Source organism: Nonomuraea sp. NPDC050153, from assembly GCF_044460125.1.
Lineage (GTDB): Bacteria > Actinomycetota > Actinomycetes > Streptosporangiales > Streptosporangiaceae > Nonomuraea.
Genome location: NZ_JBITJQ010000038.1, coordinates 94,712 through 111,367, shown reverse-complemented (window position 1 = coordinate 111,367; position 16,656 = coordinate 94,712). Strand labels below are relative to the sequence as shown.

10 protein-coding genes are annotated in these 16,656 nt (G+C 71.7%); 4 read left to right on the top strand and 6 right to left on the bottom strand.

Annotation, left to right across the window (positions count from 1 at the left end; genetic code table 11):
• The first annotated feature begins 60 nt into the window (after positions 1–60).
• Positions 61–1,494 (top strand): molybdopterin-dependent oxidoreductase, encoded by a 1,434-nt coding sequence (locus ACIBQ1_RS52090; protein ID WP_397289762.1) that lies wholly within the window; start codon positions 61–63, stop codon positions 1,492–1,494.
• Here ACIBQ1_RS52090 and ACIBQ1_RS52085 read toward each other — a convergent pair.
• The 4 genes from ACIBQ1_RS52085 to ACIBQ1_RS52070 all read right to left on the bottom strand — a co-directional run bounded on the left by ACIBQ1_RS52085 (position 1,487) and on the right by ACIBQ1_RS52070 (position 8,406).
• On the bottom strand, positions 1,487–3,286 hold the full coding sequence (locus tag ACIBQ1_RS52085) for a chitinase (RefSeq protein WP_397289760.1): 1,800 nt from the start codon (positions 3,284–3,286) through the stop codon (positions 1,487–1,489). The two genes, ACIBQ1_RS52090 and ACIBQ1_RS52085, sit on opposite strands and share 8 nt — an antisense overlap.
• Before the next feature lie 52 nt (positions 3,287–3,338).
• The gene (locus tag ACIBQ1_RS52080) at positions 3,339–4,748 is read right to left on the bottom strand and encodes a carbohydrate-binding protein (protein ID WP_397289758.1); all 1,410 of its coding nucleotides are present in this window, start codon (positions 4,746–4,748) and stop codon (positions 3,339–3,341) included.
• The gene (locus ACIBQ1_RS52075; protein WP_397289756.1) at positions 4,745–6,322 is read right to left on the bottom strand and encodes a chitinase; all 1,578 of its coding nucleotides are present in this window, start codon (positions 6,320–6,322) and stop codon (positions 4,745–4,747) included. The genes ACIBQ1_RS52080 and ACIBQ1_RS52075 overlap by 4 nt, the downstream gene beginning before the upstream one ends.
• A gap of 254 nt (positions 6,323–6,576) precedes the next feature.
• Entirely contained in the window at positions 6,577–8,406 is a 1,830-nt protein-coding gene (locus tag ACIBQ1_RS52070) for a M14 family zinc carboxypeptidase (protein ID WP_397289753.1), read from the bottom strand.
• A gap of 161 nt (positions 8,407–8,567) precedes the next feature.
• Between ACIBQ1_RS52070 and ACIBQ1_RS52065 the strand changes: the two genes are divergently transcribed.
• From ACIBQ1_RS52065 to ACIBQ1_RS52055, 3 genes are read left to right on the top strand one after another with little or no spacing between them, the layout of a single operon-like run.
• Positions 8,568–9,479, top strand: a complete 912-nt coding sequence (locus ACIBQ1_RS52065) for an ATP-binding cassette domain-containing protein (RefSeq protein WP_397289751.1) — start codon at positions 8,568–8,570, stop codon at positions 9,477–9,479.
• On the top strand, positions 9,476–10,237 hold the full coding sequence (locus tag ACIBQ1_RS52060) for an ABC transporter permease (RefSeq protein ID WP_397289749.1): 762 nt from the start codon (positions 9,476–9,478) through the stop codon (positions 10,235–10,237). Before ACIBQ1_RS52065 ends, ACIBQ1_RS52060 begins: the two co-directional genes overlap by 4 nt.
• A complete protein-coding gene (locus ACIBQ1_RS52055) occupies positions 10,234–11,820 on the top strand; it encodes a CocE/NonD family hydrolase (protein WP_397289747.1) in 1,587 nt (528 codons plus the stop codon). The genes ACIBQ1_RS52060 and ACIBQ1_RS52055 overlap by 4 nt, the downstream gene beginning before the upstream one ends.
• Here the strand turns inward: ACIBQ1_RS52055 and ACIBQ1_RS52050 are convergent.
• Together ACIBQ1_RS52050 and ACIBQ1_RS52045 are read right to left on the bottom strand one after the other, a co-directional pair.
• On the bottom strand, positions 11,793–14,882 hold the full coding sequence (locus tag ACIBQ1_RS52050) for a BTAD domain-containing putative transcriptional regulator (protein WP_397289745.1): 3,090 nt from the start codon (positions 14,880–14,882) through the stop codon (positions 11,793–11,795). The two genes, ACIBQ1_RS52055 and ACIBQ1_RS52050, sit on opposite strands and share 28 nt — an antisense overlap.
• Before the next feature lie 116 nt (positions 14,883–14,998).
• A complete protein-coding gene (locus ACIBQ1_RS52045) occupies positions 14,999–16,390 on the bottom strand; it encodes a cellulase family glycosylhydrolase (protein WP_397289743.1) in 1,392 nt (463 codons plus the stop codon).
• Positions 16,391–16,656: the final 266 nt, after the last annotated feature.

Sequence of the window (16,656 nt, the reverse complement as noted above, 5' to 3'; positions counted from 1 at the left end):
GCCTGGGCGAAACTCACAGGGAATTCTCAGCAATATCGGCCGTTCAGAGGAGAGCGGCGGGTGCCGCTCGACGACGCCACGGCGGCCGAGCTGACGGCGGCGGCGATGGTGCACACCGCCGCGTGTCACGGGGCCGACCGGGTGGCGGCGCTGTCCACCTCGCCGCTGGCGGGGCTCGTCGCAGATCTCGGCGGCGCGGTGCTGACCGAGCATCCGTGCGCCCCGGAGCAGGTTCTGGGGCCGCGGTTCCCGGGCCCGGGGGCCGACGACTGGGCGCGGGCGGCGTACGTGCTGCTGTGGGGGGAGAACAACCGGCTGGTACGCACGCCGGACACGCCCTGGGTGATCGCCGGCCGGTACAAGGGGCAGAAGGTGGTGGCGATCGGCACGCATCCGACGCGGTTGTCCGACGAGACGCTGGTCGTGCGCCCCGGCACGGACGGGGCGCTCGCGATGGCCATGGGGCACGTGCTGCTCAAGGAGTTCTTCCTGGACCGGACGCCGTTCGCCGAGCACGCCATGGAGCGCACGGACCTGCCGTTGCTGGTGCGGCTGCGGGAGCGCGAGGACGGCTACGTGCCGGGCGGGATGCTGGGTCGCGGGTGTGACCGGCTGAGCGTGTACGGCGGCGAGGCGGTGGAGGTGCTGCTGCCGCGCTTCGACGACGGGCCGGGCGTGCTGCGGCGGGGCGTGCCGGTGCTGCGGGACGGCGACGAACTGGTGACGACGGTGTTCGACCTGCTGCTGGCCGTGTACGGGGTGGTCCGGCCGGGCTTGCCCGGCGTGTGGCCGTCCGGGTACGCGGACCCGGACGAGCCGTACACGCCGGCCTGGCAGGAGGCGTGCACGGGGGTGGCGGCGTCGCGTGCGTTGAAGATCGCGCGGGAGCTCGGTGTGACGGCGGAGAAGACCGGCGGGCGCTGCCTGCTCGTGCCGGGGCGGCTCGACACGCCGCACGCCGACACCGCCTACCGGGCGATGCTGGCGCTGCTGGTGCTGACCGGTTGCGGCACCGGGTGGGCGCAGGCGAGCGGGGCCGGGATCCCGCTGGTGCCGTACCTGTGCCTGCACGCCTGCGGCGAGGACCGCGCGGACGTGGGCGCGCTGAGCTGGGCGCTGTCCGACGGGCTGTTCGCGCGCCGGACCGCGCGCTCGGTGCTGCTGGAGGCGGTGCGCGACGGCTGGCCGATGGCGCCGCCGCCGCGCGTGCTGGCCCTGCCGCGGCCGATCTACCCGCTGCCGCCCGACGTGGACCTGCTCATCGGGCCGGACGACCACTGCGACCTGTCGCCGCCCGACACCGCGCTGATCGCGGAGGCGGTCGCGCGCCTGGCCGCGCGGGCCGCTCCGATGCAGGAGAGCGGCCCGCCCGGCGGCGGGCGGATGCGGCTGCTGGTGGACCACGCCTGGATGCACGAGTACGGCGAGGCGCTGCCCACCTACCGGCCGCCCGGCCTCGGCATCCCGCTCAAGCCCACGCAGCTCGTCACGTGAGACCGTTCAGGTACGCCCGGTGGCTCCGGGAGAACTCGAAGCCGTTGTACTTGTCCCAGTTGATCGACCAGGTCATCAGGCCGCGCAGGTTCGGGTAGACGCCACGCGGCCGGTAGGTGCCGCAGTTGGTCCCTTTGGCGAGGCAGTCGAACGCCTTCTGCACCTCCGCCACCGTGGTGAACCCGTTGCCCGCGTTCGGGGAGGCGGGCAGCCCGATGGCCACCTGGTCCTGGCGCAGCGGCGGGAACACGTTGCCCGCGTTGCCCATGATCGGGAAGCCGGCCAGCAGCATGTCCGTCATGGCCACGTGGAAGTCGTGCCCGCCCATCGTGTGGTACTGGCCGTCGAGGCCCATGATCGGGCCCGAGTTGTAGTCCTGCACGTGGAGCAGGGTCAGGTCGTCGCGCAGGGCGTGGATGACGGGCAGGTACGAGGCGCTCCTGCTGTCGGCCGTGCCGTTCGGGCCCGGACCGTAGAACTGGTAGCCGAGCTGGACGAAGAACGTCTCCGGCGCCATGGTCAGCACGAATCTGGCGCCGTAGCAGCTCTTGAGCGTCTTCAGCGCCGAGATCAGGTTGACGACGACCGGGGTGGTCGGGGCGGCGAGGTTCGTGTCGCCGGGGTTGAGGTAGAGCGAGTGGCCCTCGAAGTCGACGTCCAGGCCGTCGAGGCCGTACCGGTCGATGATCGCGGACACCGACTCCACGAACTTGTCGCGTGCCGCCGCGGTCGTGAGCTGGACCTGGCCGTTCTGGCCGCCGATCGAGATCAGCACCTTCTTGCCCTGCGCCTGCCTGGCCCTGATGGCGGCGACGAAGTCGGCCTCGGACTCGACGTTGGGGCACTCGGCCGCGGGACACTGGCGGAACCTGATGTCGCCCGAGGTGACCGAGGTGGGCTCGCCGAAGGCGAGGTTGATGATGTCCCACTCGTTCGGAACATCACTCATCCTGATATATCCGGATCCGTTGGCGAATGAGGCGTGCAGGTAGCCCACCATCACCCGCTTCGGCAGACCGCCGCCGCCCCCGCCGCCGCTCGTCGTGGTCCCGCTCGACTCGGGGGTGTAGGCCGAGCAGTTGCCCGCGGCGTCGCAGGCGCGGACCTTGAAGCGGTACGTGGTGGCCGCGGCGAGCCCGGTCGCCTGGTGGCTCGTCCCGGTGACGGCGACCGGTGCGCCGCCGTCGCGGGAGACCTCGTAGCGGGCCACTCCGACGTTGTCCGTGGCCGCCGGCCAGCTCACGGTGAGGCTGGAGCTCGTGGCGCCGCCGACGGACACGCTCCCGGGCACCGTCGGGGCCTGGGTGTCCGGGGTGCCGCCGGGGCCGTCGAGCACCACGTCGTCGGCCAGATAGGCGCCCTGGCCGTACCAGCCGTTGACGTACACCGTCACGGACGTGGTCGAGGCGCCGGTCGTGAAGGAGGTCTTGAGCTGGCTCCACGCCGCGCCCGGCGCGCCCCACGTCTGGGGGTCGGTGCCGCCGGTGCCGGTGGCGCCGAGGAAGACGTAGTTGCCCTGGACCCAGGCCGAGAGCTGGTAGGCGGTGTTCGGCCGCACGGTGACGGTCTGCTGGCAGCGGGCGTAGTCGCTGCCCTGCGGGGTGGCCTGGAGCGCGCGGGCGCCGCCGTGCACGGGCGACGACACGGCCTGCGCGCCGGACGCGGCGCCGCACGTCCAGCCGCTCAGGCCGGACTCGAAGCCGGGGTTGGCCAGGACGTTGGCGGCCGCCGCCGGGGTGGCGTGCAACGCGACGAGCGCCAGGGCGAGCGCGAGCGGTCCTCGGAGATTCATGCGATGCCTCCATGCGGCCCGCCCCGGCGCGGGGGGCGGGCCGCTCAGCGGGTCAGAATCCGGCGGTGATTCGGGTGAACTCCCAGTTCGCCTGGGAGATGCCGCTGCAGTTGGAGACCACGCCGCCGCCCGGGCAGGGGCGGTCACGGTTGACGGCCCAGTAGGCGAGCCTGGTCAGGCCGTGCGAGTTGGCCCAGTCGCGGATCTGCGTCCACGTGGACGGGGAGGTCGTCTCCTGCTGGTCGGACAGGCCGTTCATGCCCGAGATGCCCATGTGCGCGTACGCCTGGGCGTCGGTCCACCCGAACGCGCTCTTCAACGCGTTCTTCAGGCCCTCGGAGGCGTTGACCGTGTCCTGGTACATGTTCGAGCCGCCGAAGTCGAACGGCATGATCGTGTAGTTGTCGATCGGCACGCCGAGCGCCTTGGACTGGTTGATGAGCCGCACGCCGGGCGCGGTGGGGCCGGTCCTGGAGGTGCCGAAGGTGACGACGACCTTGACGTTCGGGTTGTTCTGCTTGACGATCTTGAGGCCGTTCAGGATGCGGTCCTGGACGGTGTAGTTCTCGAACTCGTCGGTGTTCTCGATGTCGAAGTCCACGACGGCGGGGCCGACGGCGTTGATGACCTGCTGCACCGCGCCCGCGAACGCCTGCGGCGTCGAGCAGTTGGGGCCGAGCTTGTTGCCCTGCCAGCCGCCGAAGGAGATCTGGACGCTGCCGCCCTTCGACTTGATCGTGTTGATGGCCTGCTGGTCGGCGCCGCCGGTCAGCGGGCGGTTGCCGTCCCATGCCGGGCTGCAGCCGCCGCCGGACAGGATGAACGCCATCGTGAACGACTTGACGCCGGTCGCGTCCATCACGGTGCCGGGGTTGGGCGGGTCGCCCCAGCCCATGTAGAGGTAGGGGGCGCCGGGCATCTTGGTCCCGCCGCCGCCGGTGCAGCCGGTGGTGGTGGCGGTCGCGTCACGGCCGGCCGACTCGCCTGCCGAGTTGTACGCCTTCACCGTGTAGGTGTGCGTCGTGCACGTGCCGAGCCCGGAGACGGTCGCGCTCGTGCCGGTGACCTGGGCGCGCTGGGTCGAGCCCTCGTACACGCGGTAGCCGGTCACGGTGCCGGACGAGGCGCCCCAGCTCAGCGAGATGCTGGAGTTCGTCACGGACGTGCTGATCGAGCCGGGCTGTCCGGGCGCGCCGGGGTTGCCGCCGCCCGAGCCGACCTTCCACAGGGCCGGCACGTTGGGCGGCTCCCAGCCGGGCTGCGAGGTGTGGGCCTGGATGCACACGTAGTCGACGCCGTTGTAGGTGACGACCGCGCCGATGGCGTACGAGGTCCACGGGGCCCAGGCGGCGGCCAGCTGCTGGACGGCCCCGAACGCGGCGGGCGTGGCGGTGAATCCGGCGCCGGTCAGCGCGAGGGCGATCCCGGCGAGTAATGCGATGAGTTTGCTGCGAAATTTCATGGCATTCCCTGGAGATGGGGCTTGACGGTCTTGGAGAAGGACCAGTTGTTGCTCGCGTCCCAGTTGATGGACCAGGTCATCGCGCCCCTGATGTCCGGGTAGGCGCGCGGCGGCACGAAGGTCCCGCAACTGGTGCGTTTGGCCAGGCAGTCGAGCGCCTGGTTGACGAGGGAGGGCGCGACGACGCCGCCGCCCGCCGCGCCCGGCCCGGCCGGCAGGCCCAGCGCCACCTGGTCGGGGCGCAGGCCGTTCTCGAGCTGGATGCAGGCGAGGGCGGTCATGAAGTTCACCGAGCCCTGCCCGTACGCCTGCGCCTGGTCGCAGCCGAGCATGGACCCGGAGTTGTAGTACTGCGTGTGGACGACCGTGAGGATGTCCTTGATGCTCAGGGCGAGCTTGAAGTACTCCGCCCCGGTCGACTGCATGTCGATGGTCTGCGGGGCCATCGTGATGATCAGCCCGGAGCCGGCCTTCGCGCGCAGCGCCCGCAGCGCCTGGGCCATGTAGGTGGCGTTGAGGCCGTTCTCCAGGTCGATGTCCACGCCGTCGAAGCCGTAGGACTGCATCAGCGCGTACACCGTGTCGGCGAACTTCGTCGCGGCGGCGGCGCTCGCGACCTGCACGCGCCCGGCCTCGCCGCCCACGGACAGGATGACCTTCTTGCCCCGCTGGTGCAGGGCCTGCACGTCGGCCTTGAACTGGGCGTCGGTGTAGCCGCCGACGGCGGAGGCCAGCCCGGGGTCGACCGCGAAGACGACCTCGCCCGCAGTGGCGGTGGCCTCGCCGAACGCGATGGCGATCAGGTCGTACTCGTTGGGGACGGCCGACAGCTTGAGCTCGGCCGCGGCGTTGGCGAAGTTGTGCCAGTAGCCGGTGAGGAAGTGCTTGGGCAGGGTCCCGCCGCCCCCGGTGCAGCCGGTGGTGGTGGCGGTGACCGGGTCGCCGGCGTCCGACTCCCCGACGGAGTTGTACGCCTTGACCGCGTAGGTGTGGGTCTCGCAGGCGCCGAGCCCGCCGATCGTGGCCGAGGTGCCCGTGACCGTGGCCTTGACAGCGCTGCCCTCGTAGACGCGGTAGCCGGTCACCGTGCCCGAGGACGCCCCCCACGTGAGCGAGATGGCACTGGCGGTCGCGGTGGCCGAGGCGGCGCCCGGCCGGCCCGGGGCCCCGGCCGTCGAGCCGCCGCACGAGGCCCCGTTCAGCGTGCAGCCGGTGATACCGGGGAAGTTGCCGGGGCTGCCGTTGAAGCCGAAGCTCGCGCTGGCCCCGGGCGCGAGCGTGGCTGCCCAGCTCGGGTTGGTGAACGTGTAGTGCTGCCCGCTGCGGGACATGACCGCGTCCCACGCGGACGGGATCGAGTAGCCGGCCGGGACGTCGAACTGGACGTTCCAGCCGTTCATGGCCGTGGTGGTGCCGTTGGTGACGGTGACCTTGCCCTCGAATCCGGAGCCCCAGTCGGAGACCTTGACGAAGGTCGCGGTGGCCCCGGGAGCGAGAAGGGCGGCCTGGGCCGGGAGGGCGTACAGGGTGAGGGCGAGGGTGGAGAGCACCAGGAGGATCGCGCGAGGTCTCACGAGTTCTTCCTTCAGGGGTGACGTGCCGTACGGCTTGCACCGGGGGGTGAGAGCGCAAGCCGTACGGCACGGGCCCGTGGAGGTGGGCACGGGCCCTTGGGGGGTGTATGCGCAGTCCGGCGATGGAGGCTTACTTTTAGGAAAGTTTCCTAAGAGTTGTCGCGATCGTAGCCTTGACAGCCCGTCCTTACAAGACCCAAACATGACTCCGCCGCACAGGATCGGGATCCTGTGCGGCGGAGTGGCGGAGCGGTCTACGGCTGTTGGGTGATCTTGACGTCGTCCACGCCGGCCTCCACCAGGGAGGCGCCCGAGGCGTCGGCGGCGTCGATGAGGATGCGGACCGTCTGGCCCGCGAACGCGTTCAGACTGGCCGTCGCGGTGGCCCAGGCGCCGTTGCGGTTGCTGGCGGCGCCCGCCTGGTTCAACACCGTGGTCGTCGTGCTGCCGACCACCCGGACCCGGAAGTAGTCGGCGCTGGAGGCGTTCGAGCCGTGCGCCAGGTACCACGAGAACGACAGGTTCAGCGCTCCCGTGGCCGGGAGCGTGATCGGCGGCGACTGGATCGAGGAGATGCCGCCGTCGAGGTCGAAGTCACCGGCGGCGGTGCCCGCCAGGCGGCCCGTGACCAGGTCGTTCGTGCCGCTCACCGTGGTGCCGAGCTGCTTGGCGCCGCTGGAGGTGGTGGCCTCGGGGTCGCCGCGCTCCCACTGGCCGGTGGTGGCGGTGTCGGTGCTCGACGGGTTGACCGTCCAGCCGGTGGCCGTCTCGAACGTGTCGGAGTAGACGGTTATCGGCGGGTTGCCGGTGCCGCAGTACTGGGCCTCCTTGCCGATGATCCGGTAGACGCAGTCCGAGTATTCGAGGAAGCGGAGCACGGCCTCCCTGTTGCGGGTGGTCTGGGGGACGATCTGCTCGTCCGGCGGGTAGAAGCCGGGGTTCGAGCCGGTCGGGTACATCTCGAACGTGAAGCTGAAGATCTTGTAGACGCCCCACATCCAGTCGTCGATGGTCCCGTCCGTGATGTAGAGGTCGCTGGCCTGCTCGGGCGTGTAGTTGTTGGTGGAGGCCATGTTCTGCCCGAGCGTGGCGTGCGCGTCCCGGTCGTCCTGGGTCAGGCCGGGCGCGGTGTCGTTGAAGGTGTAGCCGTAGGGCCACAGGATCAGCTCGCTGTAGGTGTGCCAGTCGATGTGCGACTTGATCTGCTGCACGCCGCCGACGACCCGGCTGCGCACCCAGTTGGCCGCCGCCCTGACCTCGGGCGCCGACTCGGCGCTCGCGCCCCGGTAGGTCTCGCTGGACGTCGAGCCCGACGAGCCGCCGCAGCAGCCCCAGTTGTAGGCCCAGTTGCGGTTCATGTCGGTGCCGACGGCCGACGAGCCGGAGTTCGGCTGCCGGTTCTTGCGCCAGGAGCGGTAGGAGCCGGTGGCGACGTCGTACTCGCCGCCGTCCGGGTTGAGGTCCGGCATGATCCAGATCTCCCTGGTGTTCACCAGGTTGGTGATCCGGGCGTCGGTGCCGTAGTTGTCGGCCAGCAGGTGCATGATGTACAGCGCCATCTCGACCGTCAGGTGCTCGCGGGCGTGCTGGTGCGCGGTGAAGAGCACCTCGGGCTCGCTCTCGTCCGTGCCCACGTTGTCGCTGATCTTGATCAGGCGCAGCGCCCTGCCCTCGTACGAGGTGCCGTACGTGGTCTGGCTGACGATGTTCGGATGCGCCGCCACCAGGGCGTTGATGTCGGCGGTCATCTCCGCGAAGTTGTGGTAGCCCGAGTCCGCCGGCGGGAAGTCAAGCGCCTCGACGCCGGACGGGGATGTCGGGCGCGGCACCTCCGCCACCCGGTAGCCGAGCCGCTTGATGGCGGAGACCTCGGCTTCCGTGGCCGTGACCAGGACCGAGTCCGTGGCCACCTCCTCGATGGCCGCTCCGGTGGCCGCGACGGCGCTGCGCTGGCGCGCGTCCGCCGGGCCCTGCACGCGGTACTGCTTGTTGGCCGGGGGCTCCGCGGTGGCGCCCGCCCCTGTCATGCCGGTCAGGCTGATCAGGCTGAGGGCTGCCAGCAGGATGACTAATCGGTGTCGCACCTCGTCCTCCTCGGGCGCTCGGGATCGGATGGTGTCCGGCGCCTGACCCGAGATTGAAGACGTTGCCTCCCGGAGGAAAGGCCCAAAGTTACGGACAGGCACCATCCCCCTGACAGGTCGATGCCAGGTGGATGCCAGCGGGCCCGGACACCGTTGGAGGCATGAAGTACGCGATCGAAGCCGAAGGGCTCGTCAAGAGATACGGCGACAAGAGCGCGCTCGACGGCGTCGACCTGGCGGCGAGGACCGGCTCCGTGCTCGGCGTCCTGGGCCCGAACGGCGCGGGCAAGACCACGGCGGTGCGCGTCCTGGCCACCCTGGCCGCCCCCGACGCGGGCCGCGCCCTGGTCGGCGGTTACGACGTCACCCGCCAGGCGAAAAAGGTCCGCGAGCTGATCGGCCTGACCGGCCAGTACGCCTCGGTGGACGAGAAGCTGACCGGCACCCAGAACCTGCTGCTGATGGGCCGCCTGCTCGGCCTGTCGCGGCCGGCGGCCAGGGCCAGGGCCAAGGAACTGCTGGCCCGCTTCGGCCTGGAGGAGGCGGCCGACCGCACGGCGAGCGGCTACTCGGGCGGCATGCGCCGCCGCCTCGACCTGGCCGTCAGCCTGGTGAGCCGCCCGCGGATCCTGTTCCTCGACGAGCCGACCACCGGCCTGGACCCCCATGCCCGCGGCGAGCTGTGGGACATGGTCAGGGAGCTGACCGCCGACGGCGTGACCGTGCTGCTGACCACGCAGTACCTGGAGGAGGCCGACCAGCTCGCCGACGACCTGCTGCTCATCGACCGGGGCCGGGTCGCGGCGTCCGGCACGCCCGCGGAGCTCAAGGCGCTGGCGGGCGGGCACCGGCTCGACGTGCGGCCGCTGCGCGCCGCCGATCTGGAGAAGGCCGAGACCATCCTCGGCGCGAAGGCCGCCGACGGCGTGGTCAGCATTCCGGTGCACGACCTGGCCGTCCCGCCCGCCCTGCTACGGGACCTGGACGGCGCGGGCATCGTGCTCGCCGAGCACGCCCTGCGCCTGCCCTCCCTCGACGACGTCTTCCTCACCCTGACCGGAGACCCCCGATGACCACCGCGCTTTCCCAGGGGCTCACGCTGGCCTGGCGCAGCCTGATCCCCCTGAAGAACCATCCCGGCCAGCTCTTCGGCCTGCTGTTCCAGCCCGTTTTCATGATCGTCATCTTCGTGTACCTGTTCGGCGGGGCGGCCGGCGGCGACCGGGCGGGCGCGGTGGCGTACATGCTGCCCGGCGTGCTCGTCCAGGTGGCGCTGATGTCGACGATCACCACCGGCATGAACCTGGCCACCGACATCGGCAACGGCGTGTTCGACCGGTTCAGGACCATGCCGATCGCCAGGTCCGCGCCGCTGGCGGGCCGCATCCTGGCGGACCTGCTCACGCTGGTGATCACCATCGCGATGTCGCTGGTCGTCGGGTACGCCGTCGGCTTCCGCGTCACGACCGGCCCGCTGAGCGCGCTGGCCGGGCTCGGGCTGGTGCTGCTGCTGGCCATGGCGCTGAGCTGGGGCTCGGCCTGGATCGGGCTGGTGGCCAAGTCCGTCACGTCCATGCAGGGGATGGCGACGGCCGTCCTGCTGCCGCTCACGTTCGGCAGCAGCGCCTTCGTCCCCGCCACCGACATGCCCGGCTGGCTGAGCTGGTGGATGGGCGTCAACCCCGTCTCCCACCTGGCCGGCGCCCTGCGCGGGCTGCTGACCGGCGGCCTGCACGCCTCCGACGTGTGGATCACGCTCGGCTGGACCGCCGCCCTGCTCGCCCTCTTCGCCCCCCTCGCCCTTCGTAGTTACAACAGGAGAGTCCGATGATCGAGACCACCGAGACCATGACCACCCGTGACGGCGCCGAGCTGGTGGCGACGCTGTGGCGGCCGGCCGAGGGCGGGCGCTTCCCCGTGCTGCTGTCGCGCACCCCGTACGGCCGGGGCGCACCGGGCCCCGGGTTCCACCTCGACGTGCCCCGCCTGGTGGCGGCCGGGTACGCGGTCGCCCTCCAGGACGTCCGCGGCACCGGCGCCTCGCAGGGCGAGTTCCGGTTCATCAGGGGCGAGGCGGCCGACGGCTACGACGCGGTCCGGTGGGCGGCGACCGCCCCCTGGTCCGACGGAAATGTCGGGATGTATGGGGATTCGTACCTGGCCATCACCCAGCTCCTCGCGGCCCAGGAGCGCCCCGAGGGCCTGAAGGCCATCGCGCCGCACGTCTCCCCCGCCGGCCTGTACGAGTGCGTCTACCAGCCGGGCGGCGTCCCCAACCTCAACATCATCCTCACCGTCAGCGCGATGGTCCTGGCTGTGGACGAGCTGGACCGCAGGATCGCGCTCGGCACGGCCACGGAGGAGGACAAGGCCAGGTACCTGGCGGCCATCGGCCTGCCCCACGGGCTCGACGAGCGCCTGCGCGAGCTGTCGGAGCGGCTGCCGCTCAGCGACCAGCCGCTGCTGGCGGACCTGGTGCCCTTCTACTCCGCGTGGATGGACACCCCCGACCCTCTCGACCCGCTCTGGCGGGACGGGATCGTCCGGCACGCCGACGTCGAGGTGCCCGCGCTGGTCAGCACCGGCTGGTACGACTACTTCCGGGACGGCTCCATCGAGCACTACGAGCGGCTGCGCGGCGAGTCCCGGCTGATCGTGGGGCCATGGACGCACTTCACGCACGAGCGGGACATCTGCGGGCGCGACTACGGCGACCAGGCCGGTCAGGAGGCGGTCGACTGGACCGGGGCGCACCTCGACTGGTTCGGCCACTGGCTGCGCGGGGCGCCGCCGCGCGACCGGGCCAAGGTGAAGATCTTCGTGATGGGCGACGACGCGTGGCGCGAGGAGGACGACTGGCCCATCCGGCGGGCCAGGCGCGTGCCGTACCACCTGGGCTTCGACGGCGGGCTCGGCACGACGCCCGGGGCCGGCGGGGCGGCGGAGTTCGTCAGCGACCCCGGCGACCCGGTGCCGACGGTCGGCGGCGCGGTCATGACGTTCGAGGCGTTCGGCCCGCTCGACCAGCGGCCGCTCGACGGGCGCGGCGACGTCCTGCGCCACCGGACGGCGCCGCTCGCCGAGCGGGTGGAGGTGAGCGGCCCGGTCGAGCTGGTCGCGCGGGTCTCCTCGACCGCCGCGAGCGCCGACGTGACGGCCAAGCTGATCGACGTCCACCCCGACGGGCGGGCCGAGCTGCTGACCGACGGCATCGCCAGGCTGACGGACCTGGTGCCCGGCGAGGTCCGCGAGGTGACGGTACAGCTCGGCGCGATCTCGAACGCCTTCCTGCCCGGCCACCGGATCAGGATCGACGTGGCGGGCTCCAACTTCCCCCGATTCGGGCGGAACATGGACAAGGGCACCACCACGCTGCACGGCCCCTCCTACGTCGTGCTGCCGACCATCCCGTAGACCTCCTGCCGGGACATGGCCGCGCCCTTGGCGAAGCGCTCGTCGTAGTGCCCGTCACCGAGCGCGGCCCTGGCCATGCGCGCCCCCTCCACGGCGTCGGGCGAGATGTCGTGCGGCTCGACCGCCGACGACGCCCCGAACAGCACGGCCGCCCGCTCCTGGTCGCCCGCGGCCTGCGCGGCCAGCGCGAACCCGGCCAGCACCTGCGACAGCAGCGGCCGGTCCGGGCTGGTCTCGCCGAGCACCTCCAGGGCCAGGCGGTGCTGTTCGAGCCCGGCCTCCAGATCGCCGCCGCGCACCAGCGCCCGGCCGTACGCGGTCCTGAGCGAGGCGGCCAGCTGCACCATCGGCGGGGCCTCGGCGAGCACGGCGAACAGGCCGCGGTAGATCTCCAGGCCCCGGTCCAGGTCGCCGAGATGACAGACGTACGCGGCCTCGGCCAGGCCGAGCATCAGCCGGGTGAACGCCGTCGTCTCCCCGTCCATGCTCGCCCTGGCCCTGGCCAGATCCTCGCGCGCGCCGTCCAGGTCGCCGGTGCGCAACCGCAGCTCCGCCAGCCTGAGCAGCGTCGAGATCGCCTCGTCCGACCCGACCCAGCGGCTGGTCAGCGACCAGGTCTCGGCGATCAGGTCGTCCGCCGGCGCGCCCCTGGCGGCCCGCGCCTCGGCCAGGCCCAGCAGCGCCTCGGTCAGCCCCCACCGGTCCCCGAGCTGCCTGAACCCGGCCACCGACCGCTCCAGCCGCTCCTCGCTGCGCATCCGGCCGCCGACCATGAGCGCGGAGCTGGACAGCCAGAGATCGTCGCTCGCGATGTACTCCTCGATCAGCTCGGCGGCGCGGTCGTCGCGTCCCGAGGCGGCGGCCATGACGGCCCTGCTGAGCCTGATCATCGGATGCAGCGGCCCCTCCCGCTCGGCCCGCGCGATCAGCCGGTCCATCAGCTCCGAGAGCGCCAGCATGGCGGGCCGGTCGTTGACGATCGTGCCGAACTTGTCCACCCCGTACGCGAACATGCACGCCGCGTACGCCTCGGCCAGCCCGGGAGGCGGCTCTTCTCCCGCCAGCTCCATCACCTGCGTGGCCCAGGTCGCGCTCTCCTTCCGGTAGCCGGTCATCCACCAGTACCAGTTCAGTGCCGCGCACAGCCGCAGCGCCGACTCCACGTCCCGCTCGTCGATGACGTACCGCAGCGCCGCGGCGAAGTCGTCGCGCTCGGGGGACAGCCGCTCGATCCAGGCGATCTGCGCGGCCGTCCGCAGCCGGGGCACCGCCCGTTCGGCCAGGTCCAGCAGGTACGCCGCGTGCCGCCGCCGGTATGCGCCGACCTCGCCCGCCTCGGCCAGCCGTTCGAGCGCGTAGGCGCGGATGGTCTCCAGCATCGAGTAGCGGCCCTCGGCCGAGACCTGGACCAGCGACTTGTCGGCCAGCGCGCCCAGCACGTCCGCCGCTCCCCCGCAGACCGCCTCGACGCTCTCCAGCGTCGCCCCGCCCGCGAACACGGCCAGCCTCCTGGCCAGCACCCGCTCCTGCTCGCCCAGGAGCTCCCAGCTCCACTCCACCACCGCTCTGAGCGTCTGCTGGCGCGGCAGCGCGGTCCTGCTGCCGCCGGTCAGCAGCTTGAACCGGTCGTCGATGCGGTCGGCGAGCTGCCTCGGCGTCATGGTGCGCAGCCGGGCCGCGGCCAGCTCGATGGCCAGCGGCATGCCGTCCAGCCTGCGGCAGAGCGCCACCACGGAGGCCACGTTCCCGCCGTCGACGGCGAACCCCGGCCGCGCGGCACCGGCCCGGTCCAGCAGCAGCCGGACCGACGGGTACGTCCCCGCCTGCTCGGCGCTCGCACCGACGGGCGGCGGCTCCAGCGGCGGGATGGGGGCGAGGTGCTCGCCCGCCAGGTTGAGCGGCTCCCTGCTGGTGGCCAGCACCCTCAGGTCCTGGCACTCGGTCAGCAGCCGCTCGGCCAGCTCGGCGGCGGCGTCGACGAGGTGCTCGCAGTTGTCCAGGACGAGCAGCGCGGGGCGGCCCGAGAGGGCCTCGGCCACCTGCTCCGCCGGATCGTTCCCCTCGGTGGGCACGCGGTGGGGCGGGCGGTCGTCACGCAGGCCGAGCGCGTCGAGCACGGCGCCCGGGACGTCGGCCGGGTCGCTGACCGGGGCCAGCTCGACCATCCAGACCGCCTCGGCCGACCGGAGCGCCACCTCCGTGGCCAGCCTGGTCTTGCCCGCGCCGCCCGGGCCGACGAGCGTGACGATCCTGGCCCGGCCCAGCAGGGTGCCCAGCTGGGCCAGCTCGGCCTCACGGCCGATGAAGCTGGTCCGCGGGGTCCGTACGTTGCCCCGCTGCCTGCCCTGGGCCTGGGGCCGGACCTGGACCGGTGGGGCCGGGGGACGTGCCGGGATCTCTTGCGACAGGACGGCCAGATGGGCGGCACGCAGCTCGGGCCCGGGATCGACGCCGAGCTCGTCGGCGAGCAGGCGGCGGGTGCGCTCGAACAGCTCCAGCGCCTCGGCCTGCCGCCCTTCGGCGGCGAGCGCCCGCATGGCCAGCGCGCCCAGCCGCTCGCGCAGCGGGTGCGCGGCGACCTCCGACGTCAGATCGACCGGCGCGCCCGCCGCCAGCCCGGCCTCGGCGCGGGCCTCGACGGCGGAGAGCCGGTCCTGCTCCAGGGCGGCGGCCGCGTTCGCCAGGAGCGGCACGGCGGTGAGATCGGCCAGCGCCGGCCCCCGCCAGAGCTCCAGCCCGTTCCCGTTCCCGGCCGTCCGCCTGAACCGCAGGGCGTCCACGTCGTCGGGGGCCACGGCCAGCGCGTACCCGCCCGGCCTGCTCTCCACCACCTCGTACGGCCGCAGCGCCACCCGCAGCCGCCTGACCAGCGTCTGGAGGGCGTTGGCCGCGTTGGCGGGCGGGTCGTCCGGCCAGAGGGCGTCGATCAGCCGCTCGGCCGTGACGGTACGGCCGGCTTCGAGCGCCAGCACGGCCAGGAGCGCCCGCAGCCGGAACCCGCCGACCGCGATCGGCCCCCCGTCGCCCTCGACCTCCAGCGGCCCCAGAATGCATATCCGCACAAGTCACATCCTGCCCTGCCCCCACCACCCGCGCCCCGCCTGCCAGGCGGGTTGGGGGTGGAAAGGGACAGCCAGGGTCCGAGGAGGACCCTGGCTGGATCGGGAAAGGGGGCGGGTCAGAAGTCGTCGGCGGTGCGGATGCGGTCGCGGATCCAGACGCCGGCGGGCTTGAGGCGGGAGGTGCCGGTGAAGGTGCCGTTCGGGCAGGTGCCCTCGGTGAAGACGGCCCCCGAGCGGAAGTCGTCCGAGAAGTTCCAGTTCACCCAGCTGATCTTCTTCTGCGCCAGAAGATCGAGGTACTGCTGCGACCGCGTGAAGTTGTTCGACCCGTCCCCGGAGGCCGTCTGGGTGCCGAACTCCGTGACGAAGATCGGGATCCGGTCGGCGGCCCTGGACAGGGTGTTGAGGTACTCGGTCCCGTGAGAGGCCGCGTAGAAGTGGAACGTGTACATGATGTTGGTGGCGCTGACCGGGTTGCTGACGATCTCCGACTCGGTCGCCCCGTCGGAGACGCCCAGGGACGACCAGGCGCGGGTGCCGACCAGGATCGGGGTCTCCGGGTCGTACTGCCTGATCACGGGGATGAGCTGGTTGGCGTAGCTCCGGATGGTGGACCAGGAGACGCCGTTGGGCTCGTTGGCGATCTCGTAGAGCAGGTTGTTCTTGCCGTTGTGCCGCTGGGCGATCTCGGTGAAGAACGTCTTGGCCCGCGCCAGGTTGTAGTTGGGGTCACCCGGGTCGAGCATGTGCCAGTCGACGATGGCGTACATGCCGCGGGCCGTGGCCTGCTCGATCAGGTTGTGCACCCGGTCGGTGAACAGCCGGGGGTTGGTCTCGTACCCGTCCTCCTGGATGTACATGGAGATGCGCAGGACGTCGGCCTTCCAGTCGTTGGCCAGCGCGTCCAGGGAGGCGGTGTTGAGGCACTGGGAGTACCACTGCAGGCCGTGGCTGCTCATGCCGCGCAGCTGGATCTGCTTGCCGGCCTCGTTGCAGAGCCTGACCCCGCACACCTGGAGCTGCCCGTTGGCCTGGACGGGCGTGCCGGTGCCGGAGGACGTGCCGAGGACCAGTCGGTCGAGGTTCGGGCCGCCGTTGGCGGTGGTGGCGGTGGCGCGGACGGTGTTGGTCCCGGCGTTGAGCGTGGTGGTGACCGTGGCCTCCTGCCAGGTGGTCCAGGCGCCGGTGCCGGGGAAGTCCTTGGCGGTCGCGGTGCCGTTCACGGCGATGGTCATCGGACGATTCGTGGTGGTGCCGTTGGCGTACCGCAGGGTGAGGGTGGCGGGGCCGGCGGTGGCAGCGTCGACGGCGAACTCGACGTACGAACCGGTGGTGTTGTCGTAGTTGACGAATCCGGTGCCGCTGTAGCCGGCGTGGTTCGACTCGACCACGCCCTGGGAGACGGTGGCGTTCTCGGCCTCGTACGTGGTCGCGGCCTGGGCCGGGGCTGCTTGCAAGGAGGCGGCGACAATCGCGGCGATGGCGGCGAGCCGCACGGATCGATGCATGGGGGTGAGCTCCTCACTCGTTCATTAGGAAACCTTACTAACGAGTACGAGGAGCGTAGATCGGACCTCCACCCGAGGACAAGACCCAAATTGACGTGAACGGTCAAGGGCGCGGTCCGCGCGGCCACCCCTAGCCACGCGAACCGCGCCCATCTCGAACGGCGAACCCACCGGACAACAGCACCGCCAGCCCCAGCGCATCAGCGGGCCCGCCTGTATTCCATGGTAAACGAATAGGTATTGAGGGGTAAAGCTCAAAGGTTTAC